We start from the raw sequence: 12209 nt of genomic DNA, 5'->3' as shown, positions 1-12209 counted from the left end.
CGGTTCAGCTCGGCGTTGAACTGTTCGTCGCTCACGGTGGTGTCCCCGCCGCCTCGATGACTTCGCGGACGTGCTGATGCACCACGTCGGGATGGTGTGCGCTGTGCAGCGCGTCCGGCTCGACACCGTGCCCGTGGGCGAACTGTCTGGCCGAGGTCGTCGGCCCGCAGGTGTCCAGCACGCTCTGGATGGATCCGTAGATCTCCTGCATGCACATCGACGCACGGGTATCGGCGTCGGTCTGTGCTGCGAGCACCACCTCGACGACCCGGGCGATCTTGGCCGGGGCGGGGTCCTCCCCGGCGATGATCTCCCGGATCTGCCTGCTGCCCCGGTCTGCGATCTCAGTCAGTGCCGAACGAAGCTCTGATGCGCGACGATGTGCGCAGTCCAGCGCCTCCTTTTTGACGGCGTTCCGCTCGGCGACTGCGCGGGCGTGTTCCTCTCCGTCGCGAAAGGATGCCCGGATGTTCTCGGCTGTGACGCCCTCCTGGTCAGCAAGCACGGTCTGGGAGATCGTGCGCAGCACGTCGGCGTAGGAATGGAATGACGCACCCACCGTGTGCCGGGAGGCGACTGCGGCGGACAGGACGGCCAGCGCGGAAGAGTTCGGCCATTGGTGGCCCACCAGGACGGGTGCCCACTGGTCGCCGGGAAGGTCGCTCATGGTCGGCGATGTTAGGCACCGGCGCGCCCGGGCGGTATTCACCCGATCGTGGGACCATGAATGACGTGCGCCGAACTCTTCTATCGCTGGGCGCTGCACTCGGTGCAGTGGTGGTTTCGCTGGCGTCATCGCCGCCGAGCGTTGCGGTGACGCCGTGGTTCGATGCCCAGGTCGGCGCCGCGACGCAGGTGCTCTCCGTCGTCGGAACCGGCGGCTCGGTCGGCAAGATGGACGTCTGGCAGCGCGGCCCGGCGGGCTGGCAACCGGTCGGCACCGGTATCGGAGTCCACCTCGGTTCGGCCGGCCTGGCGCCGGAGGCCCGCGATAGCGTCCCGGCCACCCCGATGGGGGTCTACAGCCTCGACTTCGCTTTCGGCACCCAACCCAGCCCGGGCGGCGGGCTGAGGTACTACCAGACCACACCGGATTACTGGTGGTCCGCCGACGGGCCGACGTACAACACCATGCAGGTCTGTAAGAAGGCCGACTGTCCCTTCGACACCTCCCCGGCCAGTGGGACCGAGAACCTCTACATCCCGGCCTACGCGCACGCGTTGGTGATGGGCGTCAATAAGGAACGCATCCCGGGCCGCGGCGGCGCGTTCTTCGTCCACACCACCAACGGCGGACCGACGGCCGGTTGTGTCGCACTCGACGACGCCACCCTGGTCAAGATCATCGGGTGGTTGCAGCCGGGCGCGGTGATCGCGATCAGCCAGTGATCAGGCCAGTGCCGAGCCCGGTGTCAGCTTGAAGTTGGTTCCCTCCAGCGATTGGGTGACCTCGAAGGTCCGCTGGTAGCCGGTGGCGCAGATCTTCCAGCCGTCCTCGGTCTTGCGGTAGCGATCGTGATAGAACGCCGCGCCGAACAGCAGGAAGTTGAACTCGGGCACGATGACCCGATCCTGCAGGTACCAGGTGCCCTCGGCCTCGTCGTAGTCGTCAACCGTGATCTCCGGGTGGGTCACCCGGTGCTCGGTGAAGACCGTCGCCGGCATCGAGGTGCTCATGAACTCCACCAGATCCGTCTTGTTGGTGAACCGGTGCTCCTTGCCCAGCGAGGAGCCGTACTCGCCCACGATGTCATCGGTCAGGGTGTCGGCGAAGTCGTCCCAGTGCTTGGTGTCCAGCGCCCGCAGGTAGCGGTACTTCACTCGTTTGATCGCCTCTATTGTCTCCAGATCAGCCATGATCGACATTGCAGCACACCTACCGGCGGTCTCAACTAACTTTGAGCAGGTGAGCTATTCCACCAGCCGATTCGCCACGCTGTCCCGTGCCGAGTTGACCATCCTGGTTCCGGAACTGCTGCTGATCGGGCAGCTGATCGACCGGTCTGGAATGGCTTGGTGCATCCAGGCTTTCGGGCGCGAGGAGATGCTCCAGATCGCGATCGAGGAGTGGGCCGGCGCCAGCCCGCTCTACACCCGGCGGATGCAGAAGGCGCTGAACTACTCCGGCGTCGACATCATCACCATCTTCAAGGGGCTGCAACTCGACATCGGCGCCCCGCCGCAGTTCATGGATTTCCGCTACACCGTGCACGACCGCTGGCACGGTGAGTTTCACCTGGACCACTGTGGTGCGCTGCTCGACGTCGAGCCCATGGGCCCGGACTACGTCCGGGGTATGTGTCATGACATCGAGGATCCCACCTTCGACGCCACCGCGGTGGCCACCAACCCCAAAGCCCAGGTGCGGCCCATCCACCGGCCGCCACGGATGCCGGCCGATCGATTTCCGCACTGCGCCTGGACAGTGATCATCGACGAGTCCTATCCCGACGCGGTCAGCATTCCGGCGCTCGACATCGTTGCGCAGACCAACGCGGCCACCTGGCCATTGGCGCCGATCGACGCATCGGACGACGGCCGCGGCGACTATGCCGGACCGCTGCTGAGCGACTTCGAGTTCGGCGCGTACTCGCACTCTGCGCTGGTCCGCATCGCCGACGAGGTCTGCCTGCAGATGCATCTGCTCAACCTCTCCTTCGGTATCGCGGTGCGCGCCCGAGCGGGGGCGGACGATGATCTGGCGACGTCGATCCGCACCAAGCAACTCACCGGCATCGCCGGGGTTGCCGCCGAACGGATCCGCCGTGCACTGAATCTGCCCGCCGATATCGCCGGCCTGGCCGCCGTCCTGGAGTTTCATCCGCTGCTGAACCCGGCCGGCTACGTGGTGGCCGAGATCGAGGATGGACGACTGCACGTGCATTCCTCGCCGGCCCACGCCGACGGCACCTGGATCGCGCTGTGCTCGCCGGCCTCGACGCAGCCCCTGCAGGCGATCGCCACCGCCGTCGACCCGCACCTGATCGTCCGGGTGACCGGTACCGCCACCGACTGGACAGCGGAGTTCGAGACCACCGGCGCACAACTGGAGGATTCACCGGAGGTGGCGGTCACCAAGTTCAGCCACGGCGCAGCCTTCGAGTTCCAGCCGCGCCGGTCCCTGCCCCTTACCGTGCTCTAACCGGTTTCGCTGGCGGCGAAGTTGTCGACGCGGCAGCAAACTCGGCGCACACTGGCGGGTATGGATAACAACGGGCCGTTCGGGTTCGACCCCGAAGATCTCGACCGCGTCGTCCGTGAGGCGGGCGAGGGACTCCGCGACGCCTTCGGCAAGATGCTCAACTCGTCTGGCCAGGGCGCCGGTTTCGGAATGCTGTTCGACCAGTTCCTGAAGCCGGGCGCGCGGCCCACGTCCAGGCCGCGTCCGCAGCCGGAGACCGCCGGTGAGGCCGGCGACGGGGTGTGGGCGATCTACATCTCCGATCACGACGGCAAGGCCCATGTCGAGCAGGTTTACAAGTCCGAGCTCGACGCACTGCGGGCCAATAAGCACAACACCGACACCAACCGAAATGTGCGCTTCCTGCCGTACGGAATCGATGCCAGCGTTCTCGACGCCAGCCTCGGTGAGCCGGAATCGGACGGTGAAGACGAAGCTCAAGCTACGGACTGATCAGCCCGGGTGATGGCAGGCCACCCGGTGGGTGTCCGGCGCCTCGACCAATGCCGGTTCGGCACGCCGGCAGATATCCGTCACTGACGCGCAGCGGGTGTGGAATCGGCAGCCCGGTGGCGGGTCGATCGGACTGGGAACATCGCCGTCTAGCGTGATCCTTTCCCGTACGGCGTTCTTCCGTGGATCGGGTATGGGGACTGCGGACAGCAGCGCGTGGGTGTACGGGTGCAGCGCGCGGGTATAGAGCGAATCGGCGTCGGCTTCCTCAACGATCTTGCCGAGGTACATCACCGCAACGCGGTCAGAGACGTGCCGGACCACGCCGAGATCGTGGGCAACGAACAGGTACGCCATTCCGAACTCGCGCTGCAGATCCTCGAGCAGATTGATGATCTGCGCCTGCACTGAGACGTCGAGCGCGGACACCGGTTCGTCGGCGATGATGAGCCGGGGTTTAAGGCCGACCGCGCGTGCGATCCCGATGCGCTGACGCTGTCCGCCGGAGAACTCGTGTGGATACCGGTTGTAATGCTCGGCCTGTAATCCCACCCGATCGAGCAGATCCTGCACCAGGCGCTTGAGTTCGGCGCCCTCGGCGAGACCGTGTAACTGAATCGGTTCACCGATGATCTGCCCCACCCGTTTGCGTGGATTGAGCGATGCGAACGGATCCTGGAAGATCATCTGCATCTCACGGCGCAGCGGACGAAGTTCGCGTGCGGAACGGCCCACCAGTTCCTGACCGTCGAATCGAACCGAACCCGAGGTCGGCGCGGTCAGCTGCAAGATGGTCCGGCTCAGTGTGGACTTGCCGCAGCCGGATTCGCCAACCAAACCAAGTGTTTCGCCGGCGCGAAGCATCAGACTCACGCCGTCGACGGCGCGCACCCGCGCCACCTCACGGTCGACGACAATCCCGGACTTGATCGGAAAGTGCTTGACCAGATCGGTGACCTCCAGCAGTGGCGCATCAGTCATCGCGCGCCCACCTTCGCTTCATCGGTGAGCCAGCATCGATCCAGATGGTCGCCGTCGCCCACCAACGGCGGGGGCTCGGAGCAGTCGTCGAAGGCGAAGGTGCAGCGGGCGGCGAACCGGCAGCCGACGGGCGGGTCGAGCAGGGATGGCGGGTGACCGGGGATCTGCGGCAGCCGGTCGGGCCGGGGTTCGTCGAGCCGGGCGATCGAACCCAACAACCCCCAGGTGTAGGGGTGTCTGGGCCGGTAGAACAGATCCTCCAGCGGGGCTTCCTCGACCACCTGGCCGGCGTACATCACCACGACCTTGTCGGCGAGGTCGGCGACGACGCCGAGATCGTGCGTGATCAGCAGAACCGAAACATTCCTCTCACGGTTGAGTGTTCTCAACAGGCTCAGGATCTGGGCCTGGATGGTCACGTCCAGCGCAGTGGTGGGTTCATCGGCGATCAGCAATTCGGGTTCCAGTGCCAGCGCCATGGCGATCATCACCCGCTGCCGCATACCGCCGGAGAACTCGTGCGGGTAGTCGCGCACTCTGCGCTCGGGATTGGGGATGCCGACGGAGTGCAGTAACTCCACGGCGCGGGCCAGGGCGTCCTTCTTCGATATGTCGCGATGGGCGCGGATGGCCTCGGCGATCTGGTCGCCGACGCGGTAGACCGGGTTCAGTGAGGTCATCGGATCCTGAAACACCATCGCGATGCGTTCGCCGCGAATTTCGCGCAATCGTTCATCGGGCATCGTCACCAGGTCGCGCCCGTCGAAGGTGGCCGTGCCGCTGATCGTGGCATTGGGGGAGCGGGTCAGCCCGATCAGTGTTTGAGCCGTAACGCTTTTGCCGCAGCCGGACTCGCCCACGATGGCGACGACCTGTCCGGGCTCGATGTCGAAAGACACCCCGTCGACCGCCCGCACCACACCTTCATCGGTGGCGAATGCGACGCGCAGGTCCTGCACCCTGAGGATCGGACTCATGCCGGCGCCGCCTCGCCGAGTCGGATACGTGGATCGAGGAACGCGTAGAGGATGTCGACGACGGCGTTGAACAGCACGATGAAGAAGGCTCCGAACATCGTCACCGCCATCAGCGGCGGAAGGTCGAGCTTGCCGATCGCCTGACCGGCGTAGAGACCCACGCCGTTGAGGTTGAACACCGTCTCGGTCAGGATCGTGCCACCGCCGACCACCGCTCCGAAGTCCAGGCCGAAGAGCGTGACGATCGGAATCATCGAGTTGCGCAGCACATGCCGCAGTCGAACCTGCCGCTCGCTGAGGCCCTTTGCGCGCGCCGTGCGCACATAATCCTCGTTCATCACGTCGACCATGTTGGAGCGCAGCACTCTGCTGTAGAAACCGACGTAGAGAACCGCGAGTGTCAGCCACGGCAGGATCAGGTGGTAGAGCCACTGCCCGGGATTCTCGGTCAGCGGTACGTAGCTTCCGGTTGGGAATATCGGGATCTTGAAGCTGAAGTAGTAGAGCAGGATCGCGGCCAGCCAGAACACCGGTAGCGAGATGCCGATCATGGATAGGACGGTCAGGGTCCGGTCGGTGAAACTTCCGGGATGTACGGCGCTGAGATAGCCGAACCAGATCGCCAGCACCATCCACAGCAGTGCGGCGCCGATACACAGCGAAAGTGTGACCGGCAGACCGCTCCAGATGTGCTGTGCCACATTCTGATCACTGGCATATGAAGTCAGCTTGCCGGTGAAGATCTGCTTCATCATGGTCAGATACTGGATGGGAAGAGGTTGATCCAAGCCGAGGTCGGCGCGGACCCGCGCAATCAGTGCCGGGTTGGCATTCTTGCCGGCGATTCGGGCCGCCGGATCGGAGTTGGGGATCACATTGAAGATGAGGAACACGATGACCGAGATCGCGAACAGCACCGTGATCATCCCGATCAGCCGTCTTACGGCGAAGCGGATCATGATCAGCGCCCCAGCCGAATCTGGGCGCGGGGATCCAGTGCGTCGCGCAGACCGTCCCCGAACACGTTGAGTGACAAAACTGTGAGCACGATCATCAGACCGGGAACGATGGTCAGGTGCGGCGCGGTGTAGATGGTCTGATAGCCGTCGGCGATCATGGTGCCCCAGGATGCATTCGGTGGCCGCACGCCCGCGCCCAGGAATGACAGTGCTGACTCCAGCAGCATGTTGTTGGCGATGTTGAGCGCTGAGAAAACGATGACGGTCGAGATGATGTTGGGTAGCAGCTCGGAGATCATGACCCGTAGTGGTCCCTTGCCTGCGGCCACCGCGGCCTCGACGAACTCCTTCTCCCGAAGCGCCAGGATCTCGCCGCGTATCGGCCGGGCCATATACGGCACGTAGACCACGCCGATGATCAGGATCGGAATCCACAGTGAATCCCCGGCGATCTGTAGGCCGCCGATCCGCAATCCGCCGAGGGCCAGCGTGGTACCCAGTGCGATACCCAGAAGCAGCACCGGGAACGCCCAGACCACATCGAGGATTCGGGAGAGCACCGAGTCGACCCAACCGCGGTAGTAGCCCGCCAGCACCCCGACGGTGACCGCGAGCAATGTGGTGATCACGGCGGCGAGAACACCGATGTAGATGGACGTCCGGCCGCCGTACATCAGCCGCACCATCACATCCCGGCCGTTCTGGTCAGCCCCCAGCAGATAGCGGCCGCGCAGACCGGGCCCCAGTGGGGTCCCGTCAGGTGCGACCACGTCGGTCAACTGGCCGCCGACCAGAACCTTGTCGGTGATGTGATTCTGGTTCGGCCCGGTGTGCGCGACGTGGTCTGCCCAAAGTGGGGCCGCCAGGCAGAACACCACGATGAGCACAAACAGCACACCGAAGAGGACTGCGAATCGGTTACGCCGCAGCCGAACCCCGGCCAGCTGCCAAGGGCTGCGCCCGCCGAGCGCGCTGGTGTTCAAATCACTTCAAGGCGAACGAGGTGTAGTCGTGGGCGAACAACAGGTGGTAGTACACCTGGTCGAAGTTCATCCGCTCCGAAACGAAGGTCGAGAACTCCTCGTTGCCGTAGGGCGCCCACACCGCCTGTTCCATATAGGACTTGTCCAGCTCGGCATACTGCTTCCTGGCCTCGTCGGTGAGCTGTCCGGTGCGCAGCTCATCCATCTTGGTGTCGTTGGCCGCTATAGCGGCCTGCGAGAAGTTGTTGTTGTTCGTCGGCAGGATGTTCTCGCCGTTGAGCAACGGTCGGAAGAAGTCATCGGGGTGCGGGAAGTCCTGGAACCAGTCGGCGAAGCCGGTGTCGAGATCCGGCGTGGACAGGTTGCCGATAGTGGTGAAGTAGACATCGCCTGAGATCACCTTGAGCTGGGCGTTGAAACCTAGTTCGTTGAGTAGATCGTGGTAGTACTCGCCGATCCGCTTGCGGTCCGGTTCGTCATCGGTCCAGACAGTGATGTCCTTGTCGGCTGGATTCGCTTCGGTCAGAAGCTGTTTGGCCTTGGCCATATCTGGTCCGGGGTACATCGTGAACTCGTCGTAACCGGGCATCCCTGGCGGCAGGATCTGCTGCGTCGGGTGCAGCCTGCCACCGAAGACCCGGTTGAGAGCCTCGGGGTCGATCGCATAGTTGATCGCCTGGCGAACCCGTACATCGTTGAACGGCGCGGTCTTGTTGTTCATCCAGAAGTAGTAGGTGTTGATCGAATTCTCCAGCCGGAAACGGTTGGAGAACTTGGCTTTCACCTCCGACAACCGGTCAGCGTCGGGAGGGCTTTGCATGTAGTCGATCTGGTTCTGCTCCACCCCGGTCACCTGTGCGGAATTGTTCTTGTTCTGGGTGACGGTGATCTTGTCGACCTGGGCATCGGCGACCTCGGTGGCGCCGGCGTCTTTGACGGTCTTGAACTGCGGGTTACGTTCCATGATCAAGCTGTTGGGAGCATCGACCTTGGTGATCACGAAGGGGCCACTCGCCGGCGGTGGGGTGTTGGTCGCATCCTTGTCCAGCGGGGTCGTCGGCGGAACAGGCGCGGCGAATGTCAGCCCCAGAACATTGGTGAATGTGCCATTGGCTTTGTCCAGCGTGATGGTGATAGCGCCGCTGGCGTCGTCGGTGACGATACCGCTGATCGTGTCGGTCTTGCCATCGGCGAAGTCCTTGGTGCCCACGATGCCCTCGTAGAACACCGAGCCACCGGAGTTGGCCTTGAACAACCGCTTGATCGCATAGGTGAAGTCACTGGCCTTGATGGGCGTTCCGTCGGAGTACTTCATATTCGGCCGCAGCGTGAGCTTGTAGGTCATGCCGTCCGGGGAGATCTCCGGCATGGCCGTGGCCAGACCCGGAACCACGCCGGTGCCGGCGTCACCCCTGGCGTGCCGGTAGGTCAGCAGTGGCGTGTAGGTATTCCACAGCACCTCCCAGCCCTCGACGGTGTAGGACAGCTGCGGATCGACGTAGTCCGGGAAGGAGGTCATGGTGACGTTGATGTCCCCACCGCCCGCCCCGGTGCCGGAGGCGCCGGGACTCGTCTTACCGCCGCAGCCCGTGACGCCCCAGACGGCAACCGCGGTGATCCCCACAATCGTGACTGTCCGACGCAGCATGCCCATGGCGCTCCTTCATGATGAGATTCGGTGCGGACGTTCGGTGGAATCACTGTGCCTCAGCTGCCGACTTTTGGCGCGGTAACCGTTAGCTTCGCCGGCCGGGATGGCCCGGCGGCCGACCAGCGGCCGGGGTTGCAACGGCGATGCGGCCGTGAGGTCGGCGGCGAAATTGCGCACCCCCTCGCCGATCGCGGTGATCAGCTCTCGCGTCGCGGTGGCGGGGTCGATTCGCGGCAGGATGCTCGCCGTCGTCGGGGTGCCGGGGCTGATGGAGCGGTCGTAGCCCCAGTCCACCATCACCGTCAGCGCCGGCTCGACCAGATCCAGCAGCGGTGCGGCAAAACCGATGTCGTACAACGGCATCAGCAGCGGCAGATGCTCAGTCTTGAGGGTGATGTAGGTGATCGCCCCGACCGTCGTATCGGGTAGTGCACGGGGTCCGTCGAGTGTGGCGGGAAAGTAGTTCCCGTGCACGATCGACCCGGTTAAAAGGGCATTTAGTACTGCGAGCACATTGAGCGGGTAGGTCGGGAAGTCCGAGAAGAAGTCGTACTCCCAGCTGAGATCGGTTGTGGTGTAGGCCGTTTGAAGTGGTGTGGATCCGTCCATCGGGATGTCGAAGATCGGGATGTATGCCCCGGCGAATCGCTGCAGGATTCCGCCGTTCGGTCGGTTCGGGTTACCCAGCAGAAAGAACTCCAGCTGCTCTGCCGACGGTGCGTCACCGGTCCGGCTCTGAAGATCGCGCATCTCTCGGACCATGACGTTGGCACTCGACGAGTAGCCGAAGGCGACCAGTTTCTCATCCGGTCGAAGCGTCGGCAGCGTGGCGTTGATGGCCCCGACAAAGTTGCGCAGCCCCTGCTGCTGGGACGGTTCGTAGGGGGTCCTGCCGAGGATGCGCGGCAGGACGTCTGCCGGCCATTCGACCGGAATGAAATCCCACCCGAAATAGGGCGAACCAGGGTTGTTCCGGGTGTCGATATAGCCGTGGCCGAAACTGCCCACGGACCGGAACGGGTCGAGGTTCGGGGCCGGATACCAGGGATCGCCGCCGAGCTCCTGCTGGATCGCGGGCTTGAGGGCGGTGCCGTTGTACGTGCCACCCATAACGAGCAGGGTGCTGGTCACCAACTGAATCGTCGTGCTCACCGTTGAAGTGAGCGACAGCGCGAGGGCGCCGGCGGCAGCCGCGAATCCGGTCGCGAAATACCGCCCGATCGGGAGGGTGCCGTTACCCACGTTGCAAGCTAAACAGACAATTTCCAGCAAACCCCGATTTTTTGGGTTTTTGCACCTAGACGACATTTCCCGGGGTCCGGCGGCATAGCCAATTGGGGTTTTCAAGCGGCCCCGGATGCAGCCGCACCCACCGTCGGGCTTTAGAGTTGTGGCCATGCCCGACTTCGACCGTCGCAGTCTTATGTTGATGGCCGGTCTAGGCGTCGCCGCCGTTGCGATTCCTACACCCGAGGCCGAAGCCGACCCGGGACCGGATATGCCGCCGGGTCCCGAAGCGCCGATCGCTCCGCCGGCGGCGGCAGCAGCGCCCGGATATATCGGTGACGACTTCAACGGCCCCGCCGGCTCTGCGCCCGACCCGGCCCTGTGGAGCATCGCCCAATTCCGTGAGCTCATCAAGAACCCGGTGTTCTGGGACCGCCCGGAGAACATGGGCCAGTACAGAGACGACCGCGAGCATGTCTTCCTCGATGGCAACGGGAACCTGGTGATCCGGGCCACCCGGGACGGCGACGGCAGGTACACCAGCGGCAAGGTGGTGGCCAACTTCGGCGCGCCCATCAACAACACCTTCGAGGCACGAGTGAAGTTCAACTGCCTCACCCCGGGCGCGTGGCCGGCCTGGTGGCTGTTGAACGACAACCCCGAACGTGGTGGCGAAGTCGACCTCATTGAGTGGTACGGCAACCAGGACTGGCCGTCGGGAACCACCGTTCACGCCACCCTGGACGGCACCTCGCACGCCACCCGCAACGTTCCGGTAGACAGCAACTGGCATACCTGGCGCATGACGTGGAACTTCTCCGGCATGTACTTCTGGCAGGACTACCGTCCGGGGATGAAGCCGTACTGGGAGGTGCCGGCCGGTTCGATCGAGGGGTGGCCCTTCAACGATCCGGGATACGAGCTGCGGCCGGTGTTCAACCTGGCCGTCGGCGGATCGGGCGGCCGGGATCCCCGGCCCGGCAACTACCCCGCCGAGATGCTCGTCGACTGGGTGCACATCTTCCCGGGCTAAATCCACCCCGCAGGCCGTCGTCGCGACTTATGGTTCCCGCGTGGACATTCTCATCATGATCCTGCTGTTCGTGATCGCGCTGCTGGTGTGGCGGGGTGCCAAGCGTGGCCTGGTCATCTGCCTCTGGGCGGTCGGCGTGGTCGCGATGATCGGGCTATTCCGGTACCACGTCACCTCCACCCTTGATCTGAGCTTCTGATGGTCGAGGAACACCCCGGCAAGCCGGGCGGAATCTGGGGGTTCATCACCTACTGGGGTCTGCACGCCTGGGTGCTGGCCTACACGGTGGTGATGTTGAGCGCGTTCTTCATTCAGTTCGTCAAGGGCGAATTCCCGTGCCCGCTGTGCATGCTGCAGCGCTACGGAATGATCCTGGCCACCATCGGCGCACTGTTCGTGATCATGCAGGCGCGTCGCGGCACATTGACCATCGCGCGCTACGCGCAGGGCCTCGGTATGGGTCTCATCGCGGTTCTCGCCGGAGCGTCGGTGTCGGTGCGCCAGATCGAACTGCACATCCTGCCGGGCGACCCCGGATACGGTGAGCCCTTCCTGCGGCTGCACCTCTATACGTGGGCATTCGTCACGTTCGCCATCGTGATGATCTACATCGGGGCGATGCTCATGCTGATGCCCAAGGGAATCCCGGCGGCACCGGCGGCCGGCAGCGCGGGATGGAAGCTTTCGACGGCCATCATCTGGCTGTTCATCGCCGTCGTCGCCGCCAACGTCGTAGCGATCATCTTTCTGGAGGGCTTCGCCGC

General features: G+C 64.1%; 14 protein-coding genes. 6 read left to right on the top strand and 8 right to left on the bottom strand.

Annotation, left to right across the window (positions count from 1 at the left end; genetic code table 11):
* Nucleotides 1–31 precede the first annotated feature (31 nt).
* Nucleotides 32–667 carry a hypothetical protein gene (locus ACR2JI_RS11470; protein ID WP_526390200.1) on the bottom strand — a complete coding sequence of 212 codons (636 nt, stop codon included), beginning with the start codon at nt 665–667 and terminating at the stop codon, nt 32–34.
* 56 nt (nt 668–723) lie between these two features.
* Between ACR2JI_RS11470 and ACR2JI_RS11465 the strand changes: the two genes are divergently transcribed.
* The gene (locus ACR2JI_RS11465; RefSeq protein ID WP_526390199.1) at nt 724–1389 is read left to right on the top strand and encodes a L,D-transpeptidase family protein; all 666 of its coding nucleotides are present in this window, start codon (nt 724–726) and stop codon (nt 1387–1389) included.
* Here ACR2JI_RS11465 and ACR2JI_RS11460 read toward each other — a convergent pair whose 3' ends face one another.
* Complete coding sequence (locus ACR2JI_RS11460) at nt 1390–1866, bottom strand: nuclear transport factor 2 family protein (protein ID WP_526390198.1); 477 nt, start codon at nt 1864–1866, stop codon at nt 1390–1392.
* Nucleotides 1867–1906: 40 nt separating this feature from the next.
* Here ACR2JI_RS11460 and ACR2JI_RS11455 point away from each other — a divergent pair, with 40 nt between their 5' ends.
* Together ACR2JI_RS11455 and ACR2JI_RS11450 are read left to right on the top strand one after the other, a co-directional pair.
* On the top strand, nt 1907–3142 hold the full coding sequence (locus ACR2JI_RS11455; protein WP_526390197.1) for a hypothetical protein: 1236 nt from the start codon (nt 1907–1909) through the stop codon (nt 3140–3142).
* 60 nt (nt 3143–3202) lie between these two features.
* Nucleotides 3203–3634, top strand: coding sequence for an Rv0313 family protein (locus ACR2JI_RS11450; protein ID WP_526390196.1), 432 nt, complete (start codon nt 3203–3205; stop codon nt 3632–3634).
* On the opposite strand, the gene ACR2JI_RS11445 is transcribed toward ACR2JI_RS11450, so the two are convergent.
* The 6 genes from ACR2JI_RS11445 to ACR2JI_RS11420 are packed head-to-tail and all read right to left on the bottom strand — an operon-like array spanning nt 3635 to nt 10427.
* On the bottom strand, nt 3635–4615 hold the full coding sequence (locus ACR2JI_RS11445) for an ABC transporter ATP-binding protein (RefSeq protein WP_526390195.1): 981 nt from the start codon (nt 4613–4615) through the stop codon (nt 3635–3637).
* Nucleotides 4612–5592 (bottom strand): ABC transporter ATP-binding protein, encoded by a 981-nt coding sequence (locus tag ACR2JI_RS11440; protein ID WP_526390194.1) that lies wholly within the window; start codon nt 5590–5592, stop codon nt 4612–4614. The genes ACR2JI_RS11445 and ACR2JI_RS11440 overlap by 4 nt, the downstream gene beginning before the upstream one ends.
* Nucleotides 5589–6551 (bottom strand): ABC transporter permease, encoded by a 963-nt coding sequence (locus tag ACR2JI_RS11435; protein WP_526390193.1) that lies wholly within the window; start codon nt 6549–6551, stop codon nt 5589–5591. Before ACR2JI_RS11435 ends, ACR2JI_RS11440 begins: the two co-directional genes overlap by 4 nt.
* 2 nt (nt 6552–6553) lie before the next feature.
* A complete protein-coding gene (locus ACR2JI_RS11430; RefSeq protein ID WP_526390192.1) occupies nt 6554–7534 on the bottom strand; it encodes an ABC transporter permease in 981 nt (326 codons plus the stop codon).
* A 1-nt stretch (nt 7535) separates the two neighbouring features.
* Entirely contained in the window at nt 7536–9182 is a 1647-nt protein-coding gene (locus tag ACR2JI_RS11425) for an ABC transporter substrate-binding protein (RefSeq protein ID WP_526390191.1), read from the bottom strand.
* Between the two features lie 15 nt (nt 9183–9197).
* Nucleotides 9198–10427, bottom strand: coding sequence for a PE-PPE domain-containing protein (locus ACR2JI_RS11420; RefSeq protein WP_526390190.1), 1230 nt, complete (start codon nt 10425–10427; stop codon nt 9198–9200).
* A gap of 154 nt (nt 10428–10581) precedes the next feature.
* Between ACR2JI_RS11420 and ACR2JI_RS11415 the strand changes: the two genes are divergently transcribed.
* The 3 genes from ACR2JI_RS11415 to ACR2JI_RS11405 all read left to right on the top strand — a co-directional run.
* Nucleotides 10582–11445, top strand: coding sequence for a glycoside hydrolase family 16 protein (locus tag ACR2JI_RS11415; RefSeq protein WP_526390189.1), 864 nt, complete (start codon nt 10582–10584; stop codon nt 11443–11445).
* Nucleotides 11446–11485: 40 nt separating this feature from the next.
* Nucleotides 11486–11644 (top strand): DUF5993 family protein, encoded by a 159-nt coding sequence (locus tag ACR2JI_RS11410; RefSeq protein ID WP_526390188.1) that lies wholly within the window; start codon nt 11486–11488, stop codon nt 11642–11644.
* On the top strand, nt 11644–12209 hold a 566-nt coding region (locus ACR2JI_RS11405; protein ID WP_526390187.1), incomplete at its 3' end, for a disulfide bond formation protein B. The genes ACR2JI_RS11410 and ACR2JI_RS11405, both read left to right, overlap by 1 nt.

It is taken from the genome of Mycobacterium sp. (genome assembly GCF_051006775.1).
Lineage (GTDB): Bacteria > Actinomycetota > Actinomycetes > Mycobacteriales > Mycobacteriaceae > Mycobacterium.
This window is presented reverse-complemented; position numbering and strand designations above follow the sequence as displayed.

Coding starts and splice junctions, on each gene's coding strand:
- ACR2JI_RS11450 (WP_526390196.1), top strand. CDS start 3,203: ATGGATAACAACGGGCCGTTCGGGTTCGACCCCGAAGATCTCGACCGC.
- ACR2JI_RS11460 (WP_526390198.1), bottom strand. CDS start 1,866: ATGTCGATCATGGCTGATCTGGAGACAATAGAGGCGATCAAACGAGTG.
- ACR2JI_RS11425 (WP_526390191.1), bottom strand. CDS start 9,182: ATGCTGCGTCGGACAGTCACGATTGTGGGGATCACCGCGGTTGCCGTC.
- ACR2JI_RS11435 (WP_526390193.1), bottom strand. CDS start 6,551: ATGATCCGCTTCGCCGTAAGACGGCTGATCGGGATGATCACGGTGCTG.
- ACR2JI_RS11465 (WP_526390199.1), top strand. CDS start 724: ATGAATGACGTGCGCCGAACTCTTCTATCGCTGGGCGCTGCACTCGGT.
- ACR2JI_RS11415 (WP_526390189.1), top strand. CDS start 10,582: ATGCCCGACTTCGACCGTCGCAGTCTTATGTTGATGGCCGGTCTAGGC.
- ACR2JI_RS11440 (WP_526390194.1), bottom strand. CDS start 5,592: ATGAGTCCGATCCTCAGGGTGCAGGACCTGCGCGTCGCATTCGCCACC.
- ACR2JI_RS11470 (WP_526390200.1), bottom strand. CDS start 667: ATGAGCGACCTTCCCGGCGACCAGTGGGCACCCGTCCTGGTGGGCCAC.
- ACR2JI_RS11445 (WP_526390195.1), bottom strand. CDS start 4,615: ATGACTGATGCGCCACTGCTGGAGGTCACCGATCTGGTCAAGCACTTT.